Below are 18,680 nucleotides of genomic sequence, written 5' to 3' on the forward strand. Positions count from 1 at the left end.
ATCAATCTAAATTTCCCATATCTTGTATGGTTGAAACTTAAGACAACTACATCTAGTATTCCTTTTAGCAAGACACACACAACCTGACGCGATGACTCGCGCCGTTCTCTCATTTTAAATGGAAATACGAATCATGAGCATTATTATTTACACTCGTAACGATTGTGTTCAGTGCCACGCGACCAAACGGGCAATGGAAAGCCGCGGCGTGGCGTTTGAGATGGTGAATATTGACCAGCAGCCCGAGGCCGCCGATACCCTTCGCGCGCAGGGTTTCCGTCAGCTTCCGGTGGTGGTGGCCGGGGAGACCAGCTGGTCTGGCTTCCGCCCGGACATGATCAACCGCATCGCCGCGCAGGCCGCACGGGCATGAGCAGACTGGTGTTCTTCTCCAGCAGCTCGGAAAACACGCTCCGCTTTATTGAGCGCGTCGGGCTGCCTGCGGTGCGCATTCCCCTTAACGAGCGGGAGCGGATCCGGGTAGAGGAACCTTACATTCTGGTGGTGCCCAGCTATGGCGGAGGCGGTACGGCGGGCGCTGTGCCTCGCCAGGTGATCCGCTTTCTGAACGATCCCCATAACCGGGAGTTGATCCGCGGCGTCATTGCGGCGGGGAATCGCAATTTCGGCGATGCCTTTGGCCGCGCCGGAGATGTCATCTCTCAAAAGTGCGGCGTGCCGTATCTCTATCGCTTTGAGCTGATGGGGACGCAGCAGGACGTCGAAAACGTGCGTAAAGGAGTGAACGAATTTTGGCAACGACAACCGCAGAACGGGTAATGCAGGCGACGCCGGATTACCACGCATTAAACGCCATGCTTAACCTCTATGACCGGGAGGGACGCATTCAGTTTAATAAAGACCGTGAGGCGGTGGATGCCTTTTTTGCCGCCCACGTGCGGCCCAACAGCGTGACTTTTGCAAGCCAGAATGAACGTCTCGACTATCTGGTTAACGAGGGCTACTACGACGCGCGCGTCCTCACCCGCTATGAACGCGCCTTCGTCGTGAAGCTGTTTGAACGCGCCCATGCCAGCGGCTTTCGTTTCCAGACGTTCCTTGGCGCGTGGAAATACTACACCAGCTATACCCTGAAGACCTTCGACGGTAAACGCTACTTAGAAAGCTTTGAAGACCGCGTGGTGATGGTCGCGCTGACCCTGGCGCAGGGTAATGAAGCGCTGGCGGAGCAGCTCACCGACGAGATCCTCTCCGGACGCTTCCAGCCCGCCACGCCAACCTTTCTCAACTGCGGCAAGGCCCAGCGCGGTGAGCTGGTCTCCTGCTTCCTGCTGCGCATCGAAGACAATATGGAGTCGATTGGCCGCGCGGTGAACTCGGCGCTGCAGCTTTCCAAACGCGGCGGCGGCGTGGCGTTTCTGCTCTCTAACCTGCGTGAAGCGGGCGCGCCGATCAAGCGCATCGAAAACCAGTCCTCCGGCGTGATCCCGGTGATGAAGATGCTGGAAGATGCGTTCTCCTACGCCAACCAGCTTGGCGCGCGCCAGGGCGCGGGCGCGGTTTACCTGCACGCGCACCATCCGGACATTCTGCGTTTTCTCGATACCAAACGCGAAAACGCCGACGAAAAAATCCGTATCAAAACCCTGTCGCTGGGGGTGGTGATCCCGGATGTCACCTTTAAGCTCGCCAAAGAGAATGCCGAGATGGCGCTCTTCTCGCCGTATGACATCGAGCGAATTTACGGCAAGGCCTTTGGCGACGTGGCCATCAGCGAGCTCTACGACGAACTGGTGGCCGACGATCGCATTCGCAAAAAAACCATCAACGCCCGCGATTTCTTCCAGATGCTTGCCGAAATTCAGTTTGAGTCCGGCTATCCGTACATCATGTTTGAGGATACGGTGAACCGCGCGAACCCGATTGCCGGGCGCATCAACATGAGCAACCTGTGCTCGGAGATTTTGCAGGTCAATAGCGCGTCAGCCTACGACGAAAACCTGGACTACGCGGAGATCGGCAGAGACATCTCCTGTAACCTCGGGTCGCTGAATATCGCCCACACCATGGATTCACCCGACTTTGGCCGCACGATAGAAACCGCCATTCGCGGGCTGACGGCGGTGTCGGACATGAGCCACATCCGCAGCGTGCCGTCTATTGAAGCGGGCAACGCCGCGTCGCACGCCATCGGGCTGGGGCAGATGAACCTCCACGGCTATCTGGCGAGGGAAGGCATCGCCTACGGCAGTCCGGAAGGACTGGACTTCACCAACCTCTATTTTTACACCGTCACCTGGCACGCGCTGCACACCTCAATGATGCTGGCGCGCGAGCGCGATCAGCGCTTCGCGGGCTTTGAGCAGTCCCGCTACGCCAGCGGGGAATATTTCAGCCAGTATCTGGAAGGCAACTGGCAGCCGAAAACCGAAAAAGTGCGCGAACTGTTTGCTCGCGCGGGGATTACCCTCCCGACGCGTGAGATGTGGCAGCAGCTGCGTGACGACGTGATGCGCTACGGCATCTACAACCAGAACCTGCAGGCGGTGCCGCCAACCGGTTCGATCTCCTATATCAATCACGCCACCTCGAGCATTCACCCGATCGTATCGAAAATTGAAATTCGCAAAGAAGGCAAAACCGGGCGCGTTTACTACCCTGCCCCGTTTATGACCAATGAGAACCTGGCGCTGTATCAGGACGCGTATGAGATCGGGCCTGAAAAAATCATCGATACCTACGCGGAGGCGACAAAACACGTGGATCAGGGGCTGTCGCTGACGCTGTTCTTCCCGGATACCGCCACCACGCGGGATATCAACAGAGCGCAGATCTACGCCTGGAAGAAAGGCATCAAAACGCTCTACTACATTCGCCTGCGCCAGCTTGCGCTGGAAGGCACCGAAATTGAAGGCTGCGTGTCCTGCGCGCTGTAAGGAGAAAGGATGAAACTGTCACGCGTGAGTGCCGTTAACTGGAACAAAATCCAGGACGACAAAGACCTGGAGGTGTGGAACCGCCTGACCAGCAACTTCTGGCTGCCGGAAAAGGTCCCGCTCTCCAACGATATTCCGGCCTGGCAAACGCTGAGCCACGCCGAGCAGCAGCTGACGATCCGCGTTTTTACCGGCCTGACGCTGCTCGACACCATTCAAAATACCGTCGGCGCACCGGCGCTGATGAGTGACGCGCTGACACCGCACGAAGAGGCGGTGATGTCGAACATCAGCTTTATGGAGGCGGTGCACGCCCGCTCCTACAGCTCGATTTTCTCCACCTTGTGCCAGACCAAAGACGTCGACGCGGCCTATGCCTGGAGTGAAGCGAGCGAGTCATTGCAGACAAAGGCGGAGCTGGTGCTGACGTATTATCGGGCCGACGAGCCGCTGAAGAAGAAGATCGCCAGCGTGTTCCTGGAATCGTTCCTCTTCTATTCCGGGTTCTGGCTGCCCATGTACTGGTCGAGCCGGGGCAAGCTCACCAACACCGCCGATTTGATTCGGCTCATCATTCGTGATGAAGCGGTGCACGGGTATTACATCGGCTATAAGTATCAGAAAGGGTTGGAGAAAGTCAGCGAGGCAAAGCGCGAGGAGCTTAAAGGCTTTGCGCTCGATTTGCTGATGGATCTGTACGACAACGAGCTGAGCTATACCGAGGAACTGTACGCCGGCACCGGCTGGGAGGAAGACGTGAAGGCCTTCCTCTGCTACAACGCCAATAAGGCGCTGATGAACCTGGGATACGACGCACTTTTCCCACCGGAGATGGCGGAGGTGAACCCGGCGATTCTGTCCGCGCTGTCGCCCAACGCCGACGAAAACCACGATTTCTTCTCCGGGTCGGGTTCGTCGTACGTGATGGGCAAAGCGGTGGAAACCGAGGATGAAGACTGGGATTTTTAATGAACGTTAACGTTCGTTAATTTAATATAAACCCAACAATTTCCTCTCTAATATTTACAAAGCAACTACACTGTCATTTCCGAGTCATATTCGCCTGAATCATTCCGATCCAGGCGAAATTCCCCGATGCAGCAGCAAAAAATTGAGAAAAATTCAAAACGCTCTCAGCCCTTTATTCATGGGAAATTCAGCCGTTTCGCTTCCCTGAAAATTCACGTCATAAGCAAACCCAGGGTTGTCTCAGATTCTCAGTATGTTAGGGTTATGCCCGTTAACAATTTACCATGGTAATCATATCGACATAAACAAATAACAGGACACTCTCTATTGCATGGCAATTAAATTAGAAGTGAAAAATCTTTATAAAGTATTTGGCGAGCATCCGCAGCGCGCATTCAAATATATTGAAAAAGGCCTTACGAAAGAGCAAATTCTGGAAAAAACCGGGCTATCGCTTGGCGTTAAAGACGCCAGTCTGGCCATTGAAGAAGGCGAGATTTTTGTCATCATGGGATTATCCGGTTCGGGTAAATCCACTATGGTTCGCCTTCTCAATCGCCTGATTGAACCCACCCGCGGACAGGTGCTGATTGACGGCGTGGATATCGCCAGAATATCAGACGCTGAGCTTCGCGAGGTGCGCAGAAAGAAGATCGCAATGGTGTTCCAGTCATTCGCGCTAATGCCGCACATGACGGTACTGGATAATACCGCCTTCGGCATGGAATTAGCCGGCACGCCGGCTCAGGAACGTCAGGAAAAAGCCCTTGATGCATTGCGTCAGGTCGGGCTGGAAAATTATGCGCATGCGTACCCGGATGAACTTTCCGGCGGTATGCGTCAGCGCGTGGGATTAGCCCGCGCATTAGCCATTAATCCAGATATTTTATTAATGGATGAAGCCTTCTCCGCCCTCGATCCGTTAATTCGCACCGAGATGCAGGATGAACTGGTAAAATTACAGGCTAAACATCAGCGAACGATTGTCTTTATTTCCCACGATCTGGATGAAGCCATGCGTATTGGCGACCGTATTGCCATTATGCAAAACGGTGAAGTGGTGCAGGTCGGCACGCCGGATGAAATACTCAATAATCCAGCGAACGATTATGTCCGTACCTTCTTCCGCGGCGTGGATATTAGCCAGGTCTTTAGCGCCAAAGATATTGCCCGTCGAACGCCAAACGGCATTATTCGTAAAACGCCAGGCTTCGGCCCGCGCTCGGCGCTTAAGCTGCTGCAGGACGAAGACCGTGAATACGGTTATCTGGTTGAACGCGGCAATAAATTTGTCGGCGTTGTCTCCATCGACTCCCTGAAAACCGCGCTTGGCGAAAACCGGGGAATCGATGCGGCGTTAATTGACGCTCCGCTTGCCGTGGACGCCGAAACGCCGCTCAGCGAGTTGCTCTCTCACGTGGGTCAGGCACCGTGCGCCGTGCCGGTCGTGGGCGAGGAACAACAGTACGTCGGCATCATCTCAAAACGGATGCTGCTGCAGGCTTTAGATCGCGAGGGGGCAAACAATGGCTGATCAATCAAACCCGTGGGGCACCACTGAAGCAGCGGACAGCGCTGCGCAATCCGCCGACGCGTGGGGTTCCACGCCAGCCCCCGCCGATGGCGGCGGCGCGGCAGACTGGCTGAACAGCGCACCCGCGCCTGCGCCAGAACACTTCAACATCATGGATCCGTTTCATAAAACGCTGATCCCGCTGGACAGCTGGGTGACGGAGGGGATCGACTGGGTGGTGACGCACTTCCGCCCGGTGTTCCAGGGGATCCGCATCCCGGTGGATTACATCCTGAACGGCTTCCAGCAGCTGATGCTGGGCATGCCGGCGCCGGTCGCCATTATCCTGTTCTCTCTGATCGCCTGGCAGTTTGGCAGCGCCGGGATGGGGATCGCCACGCTGATTTCGCTGATTGCCATTGGCGCGATTGGCGCGTGGTCGCAGGCGATGATCACCCTGGCGCTGGTGCTGACCGCCCTGCTCTTCTGCATCGTCATCGGCCTGCCGATGGGGATCTGGCTGGCGCGCAGCCCGCGGGCAGCGAAGATTATCCGCCCGCTGCTGGATGCAATGCAGACCACCCCGGCGTTCGTCTATCTGGTGCCGATTGTCATGCTGTTCGGTATCGGCAACGTGCCGGGCGTGGTGGTGACCATTATCTTCGCCCTGCCGCCGATTATTCGTCTGACCATTCTCGGGATCAACCAGGTGCCTGCGGACCTGATCGAAGCGTCACGCTCGTTCGGTGCCAGCCCGCGCCAGATGCTGTTTAAGGTTCAGCTCCCGCTGGCCATGCCGACCATCATGGCGGGCGTTAACCAGACGCTGATGCTGGCACTCTCAATGGTGGTGATTGCCTCGATGATCGCCGTTGGTGGTCTCGGTCAGATGGTGCTGCGCGGCATTGGCCGCCTCGACATGGGGCTGGCCACCGTCGGCGGCGTCGGCATCGTGATCCTCGCCATTATTCTTGACCGCCTGACTCAGGCCGTCGGTCTTGATTCACGCAGTCGCGGCAACCGTCGCTGGTATACCACCGGCCCTGTCGGGTTACTCACCCGCCCTTTCACGAAGTCAAAATAAGGAACAACGATGCGACATAACGTACTTTTTGCCACAGCGTTTGCCACCCTTGTCTCCACCAGCACCTTCGCGGCTGACCTGCCGGGCAAAGGCATTACCGTGCAGCCGGTGCAGAGCACCATTTCGGAAGAGAGCTTCCAGACGCTGATCGTCAGCCGCGCGCTGGAAAAACTCGGCTACACGGTCAACACGCCGAGCGAAGTGGATTACAACGTAGGCTATACCTCGATTGCTTCCGGTGACGCCACCTTCACCGCGGTGAACTGGCAGCCGCTGCACGACGATATGTATGCCGCCGCCGGTGGCGACAAGAAATTCTACCGCGAAGGCACCTTCGTGACCGGCGCGGCGCAGGGTTATCTGATCGACAAGAAAACCGCCGATAAGTATCACATCACCAATATTGAACAGCTGAAAGATCCTAAGATCGCCAAACTGTTCGACACCAACGGTGACGGCAAGGCCGACATGATGGGCTGCTCGCCGGGCTGGGGCTGTGAAGCGGTGATTAACCACCAGAACAAAGCCTTCGATCTGGCAAAAACGGTCGACGTGAGCCACGGCAACTATTCTGCGATGATGGCCGACACCATTGCCCGCTTCAAAGAGGGTAAACCGGTGATCTACTACACCTGGACGCCGTACTGGGTGAGCGACGTGCTGAAGCCGGGTAAAGACGTGGTGTGGCTGCAGGTGCCGTTCTCCTCCCTGCCGGGCGAGCAGAAAGACATCGACACCAGGCTGCCGAACGGCATGAACTACGGCTTCCCGGTGAACACCATGCATATCGTGGCGAACAAAGCCTGGGCCGAGAAAAACCCGGCAGCGGCGAAGCTGTTCTCGGTGATGAAGCTGCCGCTGGCGGACATCAACGCCCAGAACGCGATGATGCACGCGGGTAAATCCTCCGAAGCGGATGTGAAAGGCCACGTGGACGGCTGGATCAAAGCCCACCAGCAGCAGTTTGACGGCTGGGTGAAAGAGGCGCTTGCGGCGCAGAAGTAAAAACCCCCCCCTAACCCTCTCCCCTTTGGGGAGAGGGCTGGGATGAGGGGGCACCAGACCGCACCATCCCCCTAAACCGCACAATCCATCACCCAACAATCCCCCAACATTCACAATCATTAGCTATTATGGTTTCCGGAAAAATAATCACTCAACTAACGATTCCTGAAACTAATGACAAAAACCACTCAAGGGCTTAGCCCCGCACTCATCCTTTTAATGTCCGTGGCAACGGGTCTGGCGGTCGCCAGCAACTATTACGCGCAGCCTCTTCTCGACACCATCGCCCGCGCGTTCAATCTCTCCGCCAGCTCCGCAGGCTTTATCGTTACCGCAGCACAGCTGGGCTATGCCGCCGGGCTGCTGTTCCTGGTGCCGCTCGGCGATATGTTTGAACGCCGAATGCTGATCGTGTCCATGACCCTGCTGGCCGCCGGTGGGATGTTGATCACCGCCAGCAGCCAGTCGCTGACGATGATGATTATCGGTACCGCGCTGACGGGGCTGTTCTCCGTGGTGGCGCAAATCCTGGTCCCGCTCGCCGCGACCCTCGCCTCCCCGGAAAAACGCGGCAAGGTGGTGGGCACCATCATGAGCGGCCTGCTGCTGGGGATTTTGCTGGCGCGTACCGTTGCCGGGCTGCTGGCAAGCCTCGGCGGCTGGCGCACCGTATACTGGGTAGCGAGCGTGCTGATGGTCATCATGGCGCTAGCGCTGTGGCGCGGGCTGCCAAAAGTGAAGCAGGAAAACCACCTGAACTATCCTCAGCTGCTGGCCTCCGTTTTCAGTCTGTTCACCCAGGATAAGCTTCTGCGCACCCGCGCACTGCTGGGCTGTTTCACCTTCGCCAACTTCAGCATTCTGTGGACGTCGATGGCGTTTCTGCTTGCAGCGCCGCCGTTCAATTATTCCGAAGGGGTGATTGGCCTGTTCGGTCTGGCCGGTGCCGCAGGGGCACTGGGCGCGCGTCCCGCAGGAGGGCTGGCCGACAAGGGTAAATCCCACCTGACCACCTCCGCAGGGCTGATTTTACTTCTGCTCTCCTGGGCGGCAATCTGGTACGGGCACGTCTCGGTGCTGGCGCTGATCGTCGGCATCCTGGTGCTCGATCTCACCGTTCAGGGCGTTCACATCACCAATCAGACCGTCATCTATCGCGTGAAGCCAGAGGCGCGTAACCGCCTGACGGCCGGTTACATGACCAGCTACTTCATTGGCGGCGCGGCGGGTTCGCTCATTTCAGCGTCTGCGTGGCAGCATGCAGGCTGGTCGGGGGTATGTGCGATCGGGGCCATCGTCGCCACTCTTAACCTGCTAGTATGGTGGCGTGGTTACCATCGCCAGGATGCAATTCACTAAGTTTTACATTGCGTTGGCCTCTTAGGGTGTTAAGAGGCCTTTCGCTCTGTTAATGTAAACGTAATCATTTATCCCAGAAATTTTAATGTGGGTGACATATTTACAATCGGCATGAATAGTTCAGACCCCCGTCCTCACATCCTTTCTCCAGCGGGTTCACACCCTACGCTTTCTGTGCTCACCGGGTCACGGACTTACCCGGCGCTTTCTGATGGTGACATTAATTTGGCGGATATAACCGCACAAATAATTCATTTACATTATTTGTCACTATCGTTACTATATCGGCTGTAATTAATGAGGTTATGCCCAAATGGATAGTTCGTTTACGCCCATTGAACAAATGCTTAAATTCCGCGCCAGTCGCCATGAGGACTTCCCGTACCAGGAAATCCTGCTGACTCGCCTGTGCATGCACATGCAGGGTAAGCTACTGGAAAACCGTAATAAAATGCTGAAAGCTCAAGGGATTAACGAGACGTTGTTTATGGCGTTGATTACGCTGGAGTCTCAGGAAAATCACAGCATTCAGCCTTCCGAACTGAGCTGCGCGCTGGGCTCTTCCCGTACCAATGCGACCCGTATTGCCGATGAACTCGAAAAGCGTGGCTGGATTGAGCGCCGTGAAAGCGACAACGATCGCCGCTGCCTGCATCTGCAACTGACCGATAAAGGTCACCAGTTCCTGCGCGAGGTGCTGCCACCTCAGCACAATTGCCTGCACAAACTCTGGTCTGTCCTCAGCACCGCCGAGCGCGACCAGCTTGAGCACATCACTCGCAAGCTGCTCACCCGTCTGGACCAGATGGATGAAGACGGCGCCGTTCTTGAGGCGCTGCGCTAACGCGACGACACGCTCACCATTCCAGATTCATAAGAAAACCGACAGGCCAGCACGTCACACTGCTGGCCTTTCTGACAACAGGTCGGCTCAGCCGATGTGAAAATAAGAAGATCGTGGAGAACAACAATGAGCGCAAATGCGGAGAGCACTACCCCGCAGCAGCCGGGCAACAAGAAAGGCAAACGTAAGAGCGCCCTTCTTCTGTTGACCTTGCTCTTTATCATTATTGCCGTGGCATATGGGATCTATTGGTTTTTAGTACTGCGTCATGCTGAAGAGACTGACGACGCGTACGTGGCAGGGAACCAGGTACAAATTATGGCGCAGGTGTCGGGCAGCGTGACGAAAGTCTGGGCTGACAATACCGACTTTGTGCAAAAAGGCGATGTGTTGGTGACCCTCGATCCAACCGACGCCCAGCAGGCGTTTGAAAAAGCACAGACCGCGCTGGCCTCCAGCGTCCGTCAGACCCGCCAGCTGATGATCAACAGCAAACAGCTGCAGGCCAACATCGACGTGCAGAAAACGGCACTGGCGCAGGCGCAGAGCGACCTGAACCGCCGCGTGCCGCTCGGCACGGCTAACCTGATTGGCCGTGAAGAACTGCAGCACGCCCGCGATGCCGTGGCCAGCGCTCAGGCACAGCTGGATGTGGCCATTCAACAGTACAACGCCAACCAGGCGATGGTGCTAGGCACCAGCCTGGAAAACCAGCCCGCCGTTCAGCAGGCGGCGACTGAAGTGCGCAACGCGTGGCTTGCCCTGCAGCGTACTAAAATCGTCAGCCCGATGACCGGCTATGTCTCCCGTCGCTCCGTCCAGCCAGGGGCCCAGATTAGCCCAACCACGCCGCTGATGGCGGTCGTGCCGGCAGACAATCTGTGGGTAGATGCCAACTTTAAAGAGACGCAGCTTGCCCATATGCGTATCGGCCAGACCGCGACGGTTGTCAGCGACATCTACGGCGATGACGTGAAGTACACCGGGAAAGTGGTTGGCCTGGATATGGGGACCGGCAGCGCCTTCTCCCTGCTGCCTGCGCAAAACGCCACCGGCAACTGGATCAAAGTGGTTCAACGTCTGCCTGTGCGTATTGAGCTGGATGCCAAACAGCTGGCGGATCACCCGCTGCGTATCGGCCTCTCTACGCTGGTGACGGTCGACACCGCCAACCGCGACGGTCAGATCCTGGCAAGCCAGGTTCGCAGCAGCCCGGCTTATGAAAGTAACGCCCGTGAAATTAGCCTCGATCCGGTCAACAAGCTGATCGATGACATCGTGAAGGCAAACGCCGGTTAATCCGAAGGTGAGCGTTATGCAACAGCAAAAGCCGCAAAAACCGCTGGAAGGGGCGCAGCTGGTCATCATGACCATTGCGCTCTCTCTTGCGACATTCATGCAGGTGCTGGACTCCACCATCGCGAACGTGGCGATCCCGACCATCGCCGGTAACCTTGGCTCGTCGCTGAGCCAGGGGACCTGGGTCATTACCTCGTTTGGGGTGGCAAACGCCATCTCCATTCCGATTACCGGCTGGCTGGCAAAGCGCGTCGGTGAAGTGAAGCTGTTCCTCTGGTCGACGGTATTGTTCGTTCTTGCCTCCTGGGCGTGCGGCATGTCCAGCAGCCTGACGATGCTGATCTTCTTCCGCGTTATTCAGGGGATTGTCGCCGGGCCGTTGATTCCGCTGTCGCAGAGTTTACTGCTGAACAACTACCCGCCCGCCAAACGCTCAATTGCGCTGGCGCTATGGTCAATGACCGTGATTGTCGCCCCGATTTGCGGGCCTATCTTAGGCGGCTATATCAGCGACAACTATCACTGGGGCTGGATCTTCTTCATCAACGTACCGATTGGCGCCATCGTGGTAATGCTGACGCTCCAGACGCTGCGCGGCAGAGAAACCAGGACGGAACAGCGGCGTATCGACGCCATTGGTCTGGCATTGCTGGTTATCGGCATCGGTAGCCTGCAGGTCATGCTCGACCAGGGCAAAGAGCTGGACTGGTTCAACTCCCGGGAGATCATCATCCTGACGATTGTCGCGGTGGTGTCGCTGAGCTTCCTGATTGTCTGGGAGCTGACGGACGATAACCCGATAGTCGACCTGTCGCTGTTTAAGTCGCGAAACTTCACCATTGGCTGTCTGTGTATCAGCCTCGCCTACATGCTCTACTTCGGCGCGATTGTACTGCTGCCGCAGCTGTTGCAGGAGGTATACGGCTACACCGCAACCTGGGCAGGTTTAGCCTCGGCACCGGTTGGATTGATTCCGGTTCTGCTGTCGCCGATTATTGGCCGCTTCGCCCACAAGCTCGACATGCGCAGGCTGGTGACGTTCAGCTTTATCATGTACGCCGTGTGCTTCTACTGGCGCGCGTATACGTTCGAACCGGGAATGGACTTTGGCGCGTCCGCGTGGCCGCAGTTTATTCAGGGCTTTGCCGTGGCGTGTTTCTTTATGCCACTGACCACCATCACGCTTTCCGGTTTACCGCCTGAGCGCATGGCGGCGGCATCGAGCCTGTCGAACTTTACTCGAACGCTGGCGGGCTCCATCGGTACGTCGATCACCACCACCCTGTGGACTAACCGTGAATCGATGCACCATGCGCAGCTGACCGAAGCGGTGAACCCGTTCAACCCGAACTCCCGCGAAATGTACAACCAGCTTCAGGGAATGGGTATGACGGAGCAGCAGGCGTCAGGGTGGATTGCCCAGCAGATCACCAACCAGGGGCTGATTATCTCGGCCAACGAGATTTTCTGGATATCGGCAGGGATCTTTATCGTCCTGCTGGGGCTGGTGTGGTTTGCTAAACCACCGTTTGGCGCCGGTAGCGGCGGCGGTGGCGCACACTAGTTCTGTGCACGAGTTGCCGGGTGGCGGCTACGCCTTACCCGGCCTACGCTTACCGGGCCACCATTCGTAGGCCCAGTAAGCGTAGCGCCACCGGGCAACAATCGCCACCGTGTCCAGAACGCGACAGCCATTGTCAGTTCCGATAAAGCAGCGCGCCTGAAATCGATTCACGATAGTGAAAAGACAACAGGAGCGCATCATGCTGAACACACCCGCCGACAAGTACCAACCCTATCCGACCCTTTCCCTGCCCGACCGCCGCTGGCCGGAGCAACGCATCACCCGCGCGCCGCGCTGGCTCTCAACCGACCTGCGCGACGGCAACCAGGCCCTTGCCGAGCCGATGGACAGCGCGCGCAAGCTGCAGTTCTGGGACCTGCTGCTGGGCTGCGGATTCAAAGAGATCGAGGTCGCTTTTCCTTCCGCCTCGCAGACGGATTTTAACTTTGTTCGTCAGCTGATTGAAGAAAACCGCATCCCGGATGACGTGACGATTCAGGTGCTCACTCAGGCACGGGAAGATCTCATCCATCGCACCTTTGAATCCCTGCGCGGCGCGAAGCAGGCCACCGTCCATCTGTACAACGCCACCGCCCCGCTGTTCCGCCGCCTGGTGTTCGGCATGGAGAAAGCGCAAGTCGTCGAGCTGGCGACGCGCGCCACGCGGCTTATTCGTCAGCTGTGTGAAGAGAACCCGAACACCCGCTGGCAGTATGAATACTCCCCGGAAACCTTCTGCTTTACCGAGCCAGAGTTTGCGCTGGAGATTTGTGAAGCCGTCGCGGAGATCTGGCAGCCGTGCGACGAACGGCCAATGGTGATCAACTTACCCGCCACCGTCGAAGTGAGCACGCCGAACGTCTATGCCGACCAGATCGAGTATTTCTGTCGCCACTTTAGCCGCCGCCGCGATGTCTGCATCAGCGTGCATCCGCATAACGACCGCGGTACCGGCGTCGCCTGCGCGGAGCTGGCCGTAATGGCGGGGGCTGACCGCGTGGAGGGCTGTCTGTTTGGTAACGGGGAACGTACGGGCAACGTCTGCCTGGTGACGCTGGCAATGAACCTCTACAGCCAGGGGGTTAGCCCGAATCTGGACTTTAGCGATATGAACCGGGTGGTGGAAGTGGTGGAAACCTGCAATCAGCTGCCGGTGCATCCGCGCCATCCGTGGGCAGGACGGCTGGCCTATACCGCCTTCTCCGGCTCACACCAGGACGCGATCAAAAAAGGCTTTGATGCCCGCAGGCCTGGCGATCGCTGGGAGATGCCCTACCTGCCCGTCGATCCGCAGGATATTGGCTGCACCTACGAAGCGGTGATCCGCGTGAACAGCCAGTCAGGAAAAAGCGGCAGCGCGTGGCTGATCGAACAGAACCATGGTCTGAAGTTGCCCCGCGCCCTGCAGCAGGATTTTAGCCAGCACGTGCAGCAGGAAACCGATCGCCATGGAAAAGAGATGACGCAGAATGCGCTGTGGCAGCTGTTCCGCACCCGCTACGGCCTGGTAGCCACGCCGCACTATGCGCTGCAATCCTACCGCAGCGACAGCCAGCAGGACGGCCAGCTGCGTTTGACGGCCAGCGTCGTCACGCAGGGGGGAACGCGCCAGCTGGAAGGTCAGGGTAACGGTCTGCTCTCCGCCGCCGCTCAGGGTTTAAGCCGCTGGGTCACCGCCCCGTTCGTGATTAAGGATTATCACGAGCATACGTTAGGCGAGCGCAGCGACAGCCGCTCGGTGGCCTACATCCGCTGCCTGTTCCAGGACGGCAGCAGTCGCTGGGGCGTGGGCATTGATAGCGACGTGGCGCGCGCCTCGCTTCAGGCGCTGTTTAACGCCGTCAGTCGTTCTTAAAGTAATCGCTGGGGGAGACGCCCATCACCCGGCGGAACATCGCCGTAAAGGCGCTGTGGCTGCCGTAGCCCAGATCCAGCGCCACGCGCAATACCGGCTGACCCTGCGCCAGCCGCACTAAGGCTTCCAGCAGGCGCGCCCTTCTCAGCCACTCTCCGTAGCTTAATCCCGTCTGCTGCTGAAAATGGCGGTTCAGGGTGCGCTCGCTCATGTTCATCATGCTCGCAGCCTGCGCGCTGCTCCAGCTTTCACCCGGGCTTTGCCGGATTTGCAGGCACAGGCGACGTAGCGCCTCACTTTCCGGCTCCGGCAGATGAAACGGCAGCACCGGCATAGTGCGGATTTCATCGAGAATGAGCTCATAGACGCGCTCATCCCGGCTTCCGGATGAGTACGACTCAGGTAAAGCAAGGGAGACGAGGATCAGCTCGCGCAGCAGCGGCGCGATCTGCACGATCTGGCAGGTGGCCGGGAGATCGGCCCGCGCCAGCGGATCGATAAACAGCGTTCGCGCCGCCACGTTGCCGGTAATGCGCAGGGAATGCTGCGTGCCCGCAGGCAGCCAGACGCCGCGACCGGGAGGCACAACCCAACAGCCCGATGCGGTATCCACCCGTACCACGCCGCTCAGGGTGTGCAGCAGCTGTGCGCAGTCGTGCTCATGCCACGGCTCGCTGTCACCATGAGCGTAATCATGGGCGAACGGAACGAGGGGACGGTGGGTAAAGGAGAAGGTTGCGGTTGTGGTCATGGAATTAAACCACCCTCACCCTACCCTCTCCCTGAGGGAGAGGGAAAAGGTGCACTAGATGTGCAGTTCCTGCAGTTTTTCTTTCGGCAGGGCCAGCTCTTCGTTGCTGTTCACGCGAACATCACGCTCGATGATGTGACGCGCGATCTCCTGCGCTTCTTCCAGAGAGTGCATCTGGTAAGTACCGCACTGGTAAACGTTCAGCTCAGGGATCTGGTTCTGCTCTTTCACCTTCAGCACGTCCTGCATCGCCGCTTTCCAGGCATCCGCGACGCGCTTCTCATCAGGCACGCCAATCAGGCTCATGTAGAAACCGGTACGGCAGCCCATCGGAGAGATATCGATGATCTCAACGCCGTTGCCGTTCAGGTGGTCACGCATGAAGCCAGCGAACAGGTGTTCCAGCGTATGAATGCCTTTCTCCGGCATCACTTCTTTGTTTGGCACGCAGAAACGCAGATCGAAGACGGTGATCGTGTCGCCGTGCGGGGTGTGCATGGTCTTCGCCACGCGGACTGCAGGTGCTTCCATACGGGTATGGTCGACAGTAAAGCTATCTAATAACGGCATACGTCACCTCCGATAGTGATTTTTTTTAAAATAAACTGAACTCTTCTACAGAATGCGCGTCTGAGTATATGAAAGACGCGCATTTGTTATCATCATCCCTGAATTCAGAGATGTATATTTTGGCCACAGCGATGTGGCCTTTTTCTTTTCTGCTTAAGCCTGCTTCGCCAGAAACGCCTCAAACGACTCGGTATCCGCCGCTTCAACCTCTTTCTGACGCACAACGGACGCATCGCGTTCCGCTACAAAATCCGCTTCGCTCAGCACTTCTAACGGCTCCTGGATCAGCATCTCACGGTACTCCGCCGAGAGTGAACGCCCCGTACCACCGATGCCCTGATCAATCATAGAACGCAGAATGCGTGCTGAGAACGTCAGTTCCGGGTTATCAAAGCATTCCACCAGCTGGTCGCAGATCAGTTGATACGCCTCTCCGCCGTCGATGCTGTCCATTGTCCGGGCAACACGCTTCAGATCGCGGAACAGATCTTTGCCGACTGTGGTCAGCGGGAACTGTGCCGTTTCGCAGCCGATACCCAGCGTCAGACCCGGTTTACGCCCTTCCAGAATCACGCGGTTCCAGTTTGTACGGGTACAGAGCAATTCGTCTGAACTCATTTCCGGCGCATCCGCCAGCACGCACCAGACCATAAACAGATCCAGGAAGCGAATCTGCTGTTCATCAACGCCAATCGGTGAGAACGGGTTGATATCCAGCGAGCGCACTTCAATGTATTCAATCCCGCCGCGCTGCAGCGCATCCGACGGGGTTTCACCGCTGCGCGTTACGCGCTTAGGACGAATAGGCGCATACAGCTCGTTTTCAATCTGCAGCACATTGCTGTTGATTTGCAGGCGCTTGCCGTCTTTTTCGAGGCCGATTTTCTCGTACTCTTCCGACGGGGTTTTGATCGCCCGCTTCAATCCTGCCACATATTCGTGCAATTCGTTAAACGTAATACCGAGATTGCTTTGCGATTTATTGGTATAACCGAGATCGCTCAGGCGCAGAGAGGTGGCGTACGGAAGATAGTACATTCCGCAGTCAGTCTTCTCGAACGGCAGCGTCGTCGGTTTTCCCTGCAGGAAGGATGAGCAAATAGCAGGCGATGCGCCGAACAGATACGGGATCACCCAGCCGAAACGGTAGTAGTTGCGGATCAGGCGGAAGTAGCCTGCTGAGATAGCGTCTTTATCCGTTTCACCGCATTTCGCTTCCCAGAATGCCATTGGCAACGAGAAGTTGTAGTGCACCCCAGAGATGGTCTGCATCAACGCGCCGTAGCGGTTTTTCAGCCCCTCACGGTAAAGCGTTTTCAGCCGGCCGATATTTGACGTGCCGTACTGTGCCAGCTCAATCTCCTGGCCCTGCTCGATATAGCACGGCATGCTGAGGGGCCACATGCGCTCGTCGCCCAGGTTGCGCGCGGTGTAGCGATGGATATCGCGCATGATCGTCAGCATATGATCAATATCACCCTCTACTGGGGTGATGAACTCCAGCAGCGCTTCAGCGAAATCGGTTGTGATCCATTTATGTGTCAGCGCCGAGCCTAACGCCTTCGGGTGACCCGTCGTCGCTAAACTACCGTCCGCGTTAACGCGCAGCGTTTCACGCTCAAGACCACGCTGAATACCCTTCAATGCCTGAGGGTGGTTTTCCAGCCAGGCCAGCGCCTGAGATACGTCCGGGATCAAATTGACCTCCCGCCTGTCAAAGTAATGTTACTCAGCATAATTGTAATGGTTGACGATTGAAGGTCGCGTATTCATTCCACCAATTAGTGCCACCACGTCATACCCTGTAGTGTTGCCCACGCCACGAGAACATAGCGCAACGCCTTGCCAAGGCACAAAAAAAAGAGCACCGGTCCCCAGGAGATGCGCATCCATCCCGCCAGCAGACACAGTAAATCGCCTATTACAGGCATCCAGCTTAATAACAGCGTGGCAGCGCCATAGCGTTTTAGCCAGCCGACTGCCTTTTCCTGCCAGCGCGATTTTTCACGCAGCGGAAAGAAACGCCCAAGAATAACGTTAGTCAGCCCTCCAAGGCTATTACCCATTGTTGCTATTACTACAAGCAGCCAGGGCTGACTCACGCCGGACAACAGCATCGCCACCAGCACCACTTCCGAATTGCCCGGTAACAGCGTGGCGCTGAGAAAACTGCTGGCGAATAATGAGGCAAGTGACAGCGCGTCACTCACAGTAAGCGCACATCCACCGCATCCATTCCGGCATCACGCGCGGCCTGGATACCAAAATCGGCATCTTCAAACACGACACATTTTGCCGCAGAGACGCCCATTAATTCTGCGCAGAGCAGGAAGGTGTCCGGTGCGGGCTTGTGATGTTTAACATGATCGGCGGCGACCACGGCAGAAAAATAGTGGCGCAGGCCAAGATGGTTGAGTAATGCCTCAGCAATCGCACTTTCACTGCCCGTCCCCACCGACATCGGGCGACGCCCGTGCCACTCTTTTACCACATCAATCAGCGGCAAAGGACGTACGGTATCTAAGAGCATGGCTTTTACCGCATCGGTTTTTTCGCGTGCGAGCAGGTGCGGGTCGAGATCGGCCTGATTCAGTTCAATCACGGCCTGTGCAATACGCCAGGTTGGGGAGCCGTTGAGGGCGATCATCGCCTGAAGGTCGAAACGCATACCGTAGCGGCCCAGGACGTCGGTCCAGGCTTGACGATGCGTGGGTTCGGTATCCAGAAGAGTACCATCCATATCGAAGATCAAACCGTCATACTGTGCGTACATCGTGCTCTCACTAACCGATTAACAAAGCATTACTTTATCGTAAATGGTGGTTTTTGTCGCTGACAGAGAGTGTGATTGCTGACGGAACGTCGAAGGAATAAACAAAGAAGGAGAAGATGGTGCATCCGGGAGGATTCGAACCTCCGACCGCTCGGTTCGTAGCCGAGTACTCTATCCAGCTGAGCTACGGATGCATC

17 protein-coding genes and 1 tRNA gene are annotated in these 18,680 nt (G+C 57.1%); 12 read left to right on the top strand and 6 right to left on the bottom strand.

Annotated elements, in window-relative coordinates:
- The first annotated feature begins 133 nt into the window (after positions 1 to 133).
- From nrdH to leuA, 12 genes are all read left to right on the top strand, one after another.
- Positions 134 to 373: a glutaredoxin-like protein NrdH gene (gene nrdH, locus BM007_RS09260; protein WP_008502570.1), complete on the top strand. Its 240-nt coding sequence runs from the start codon at positions 134 to 136 to the stop codon at positions 371 to 373.
- On the top strand, positions 370 to 780 hold the full coding sequence (gene nrdI / locus BM007_RS09265; protein WP_024907682.1) for a class Ib ribonucleoside-diphosphate reductase assembly flavoprotein NrdI: 411 nt from the start codon (positions 370 to 372) through the stop codon (positions 778 to 780). The genes nrdH and nrdI overlap by 4 nt, the downstream gene beginning before the upstream one ends.
- Positions 753 to 2,897 carry a class 1b ribonucleoside-diphosphate reductase subunit alpha gene (gene nrdE, locus BM007_RS09270; RefSeq protein WP_090418343.1) on the top strand — a complete coding sequence of 715 codons (2,145 nt, stop codon included), beginning with the start codon at positions 753 to 755 and terminating at the stop codon, positions 2,895 to 2,897. The genes nrdI and nrdE overlap by 28 nt, the downstream gene beginning before the upstream one ends.
- A gap of 9 nt (positions 2,898 to 2,906) precedes the next feature.
- Positions 2,907 to 3,866, top strand: coding sequence for a class 1b ribonucleoside-diphosphate reductase subunit beta (gene nrdF, locus BM007_RS09275; RefSeq protein ID WP_090418346.1), 960 nt, complete (start codon positions 2,907 to 2,909; stop codon positions 3,864 to 3,866).
- 331 nt (positions 3,867 to 4,197) lie between these two features.
- The gene (gene proV / locus BM007_RS09280) at positions 4,198 to 5,400 is read left to right on the top strand and encodes a glycine betaine/L-proline ABC transporter ATP-binding protein ProV (protein ID WP_024907685.1); all 1,203 of its coding nucleotides are present in this window, start codon (positions 4,198 to 4,200) and stop codon (positions 5,398 to 5,400) included.
- A complete protein-coding gene (proW, locus tag BM007_RS09285) occupies positions 5,393 to 6,463 on the top strand; it encodes a glycine betaine/L-proline ABC transporter permease ProW (RefSeq protein ID WP_024907686.1) in 1,071 nt (356 codons plus the stop codon). The genes proV and proW overlap by 8 nt, the downstream gene beginning before the upstream one ends.
- Before the next feature lie 9 nt (positions 6,464 to 6,472).
- Complete coding sequence (gene proX / locus BM007_RS09290; protein WP_024907687.1) at positions 6,473 to 7,468, top strand: glycine betaine/L-proline ABC transporter substrate-binding protein ProX; 996 nt, start codon at positions 6,473 to 6,475, stop codon at positions 7,466 to 7,468.
- A 174-nt stretch (positions 7,469 to 7,642) separates the two neighbouring features.
- Positions 7,643 to 8,827 carry an MFS transporter gene (locus tag BM007_RS09295; protein ID WP_090418349.1) on the top strand — a complete coding sequence of 395 codons (1,185 nt, stop codon included), beginning with the start codon at positions 7,643 to 7,645 and terminating at the stop codon, positions 8,825 to 8,827.
- Between the two features lie 313 nt (positions 8,828 to 9,140).
- Positions 9,141 to 9,671, top strand: a complete 531-nt coding sequence (mprA, locus tag BM007_RS09300; RefSeq protein ID WP_023333174.1) for a transcriptional repressor MprA — start codon at positions 9,141 to 9,143, stop codon at positions 9,669 to 9,671.
- Positions 9,672 to 9,797: 126 nt separating this feature from the next.
- On the top strand, positions 9,798 to 10,970 hold the full coding sequence (gene emrA, locus BM007_RS09305; protein ID WP_029742047.1) for a multidrug efflux MFS transporter periplasmic adaptor subunit EmrA: 1,173 nt from the start codon (positions 9,798 to 9,800) through the stop codon (positions 10,968 to 10,970).
- Positions 10,971 to 10,986: 16 nt separating this feature from the next.
- Positions 10,987 to 12,534, top strand: a complete 1,548-nt coding sequence (emrB, locus tag BM007_RS09310) for a multidrug efflux MFS transporter permease subunit EmrB (RefSeq protein WP_024907690.1) — start codon at positions 10,987 to 10,989, stop codon at positions 12,532 to 12,534.
- A gap of 199 nt (positions 12,535 to 12,733) precedes the next feature.
- Entirely contained in the window at positions 12,734 to 14,389 is a 1,656-nt protein-coding gene (gene leuA / locus BM007_RS09315) for a 2-isopropylmalate synthase (RefSeq protein ID WP_090418353.1), read from the top strand.
- On the opposite strand, the gene BM007_RS09320 is transcribed toward leuA, so the two are convergent.
- The 6 genes from BM007_RS09320 to BM007_RS09345 form a co-directional block, all read right to left on the bottom strand.
- On the bottom strand, positions 14,376 to 15,140 hold the full coding sequence (locus BM007_RS09320; RefSeq protein WP_090418356.1) for an AraC family transcriptional regulator: 765 nt from the start codon (positions 15,138 to 15,140) through the stop codon (positions 14,376 to 14,378). The two genes, leuA and BM007_RS09320, sit on opposite strands and share 14 nt — an antisense overlap.
- A gap of 54 nt (positions 15,141 to 15,194) precedes the next feature.
- Complete coding sequence (gene luxS, locus BM007_RS09325; RefSeq protein ID WP_024907693.1) at positions 15,195 to 15,710, bottom strand: S-ribosylhomocysteine lyase; 516 nt, start codon at positions 15,708 to 15,710, stop codon at positions 15,195 to 15,197.
- A gap of 153 nt (positions 15,711 to 15,863) precedes the next feature.
- Entirely contained in the window at positions 15,864 to 17,408 is a 1,545-nt protein-coding gene (gene gshA / locus BM007_RS09330; protein WP_090418359.1) for a glutamate--cysteine ligase, read from the bottom strand.
- Positions 17,409 to 17,491: 83 nt separating this feature from the next.
- Positions 17,492 to 17,920: a YqaA family protein gene (locus BM007_RS09335; protein WP_021241956.1), complete on the bottom strand. Its 429-nt coding sequence runs from the start codon at positions 17,918 to 17,920 to the stop codon at positions 17,492 to 17,494.
- The gene (gene yqaB, locus BM007_RS09340) at positions 17,917 to 18,483 is read right to left on the bottom strand and encodes a fructose-1-phosphate/6-phosphogluconate phosphatase (RefSeq protein ID WP_090418362.1); all 567 of its coding nucleotides are present in this window, start codon (positions 18,481 to 18,483) and stop codon (positions 17,917 to 17,919) included. Before yqaB ends, BM007_RS09335 begins: the two co-directional genes overlap by 4 nt.
- Positions 18,484 to 18,600: 117 nt before the next feature.
- Positions 18,601 to 18,677, bottom strand: a tRNA-Arg gene (locus tag BM007_RS09345).
- Positions 18,678 to 18,680 lie beyond the last annotated feature (3 nt).

Source organism: Enterobacter sp. NFIX59, assembly GCF_900113755.1.
Classification (GTDB): Bacteria; Pseudomonadota; Gammaproteobacteria; order Enterobacterales; family Enterobacteriaceae; genus Enterobacter; species Enterobacter pseudoroggenkampii.

What these genes read in the sequence shown, in the direction of transcription:
- leuA (WP_090418353.1), top strand. Translation starts at nt 12,734, where the DNA reads ATGCTGAACACACCCGCCGACAAGTACCAACCCTATCCGACCCTTTCC.
- BM007_RS09320 (WP_090418356.1), bottom strand. Translation starts at nt 15,140, where the DNA reads ATGACCACAACCGCAACCTTCTCCTTTACCCACCGTCCCCTCGTTCCG.
- luxS (WP_024907693.1), bottom strand. Translation starts at nt 15,710, where the DNA reads ATGCCGTTATTAGATAGCTTTACTGTCGACCATACCCGTATGGAAGCA.
- emrB (WP_024907690.1), top strand. Translation starts at nt 10,987, where the DNA reads ATGCAACAGCAAAAGCCGCAAAAACCGCTGGAAGGGGCGCAGCTGGTC.
- nrdF (WP_090418346.1), top strand. Translation starts at nt 2,907, where the DNA reads ATGAAACTGTCACGCGTGAGTGCCGTTAACTGGAACAAAATCCAGGAC.
- mprA (WP_023333174.1), top strand. Translation starts at nt 9,141, where the DNA reads ATGGATAGTTCGTTTACGCCCATTGAACAAATGCTTAAATTCCGCGCC.
- BM007_RS09295 (WP_090418349.1), top strand. Translation starts at nt 7,643, where the DNA reads ATGACAAAAACCACTCAAGGGCTTAGCCCCGCACTCATCCTTTTAATG.
- proV (WP_024907685.1), top strand. Translation starts at nt 4,198, where the DNA reads ATGGCAATTAAATTAGAAGTGAAAAATCTTTATAAAGTATTTGGCGAG.
- emrA (WP_029742047.1), top strand. Translation starts at nt 9,798, where the DNA reads ATGAGCGCAAATGCGGAGAGCACTACCCCGCAGCAGCCGGGCAACAAG.
- nrdI (WP_024907682.1), top strand. Translation starts at nt 370, where the DNA reads ATGAGCAGACTGGTGTTCTTCTCCAGCAGCTCGGAAAACACGCTCCGC.
- proX (WP_024907687.1), top strand. Translation starts at nt 6,473, where the DNA reads ATGCGACATAACGTACTTTTTGCCACAGCGTTTGCCACCCTTGTCTCC.
- proW (WP_024907686.1), top strand. Translation starts at nt 5,393, where the DNA reads ATGGCTGATCAATCAAACCCGTGGGGCACCACTGAAGCAGCGGACAGC.
- yqaB (WP_090418362.1), bottom strand. Translation starts at nt 18,483, where the DNA reads ATGTACGCACAGTATGACGGTTTGATCTTCGATATGGATGGTACTCTT.
- nrdH (WP_008502570.1), top strand. Translation starts at nt 134, where the DNA reads ATGAGCATTATTATTTACACTCGTAACGATTGTGTTCAGTGCCACGCG.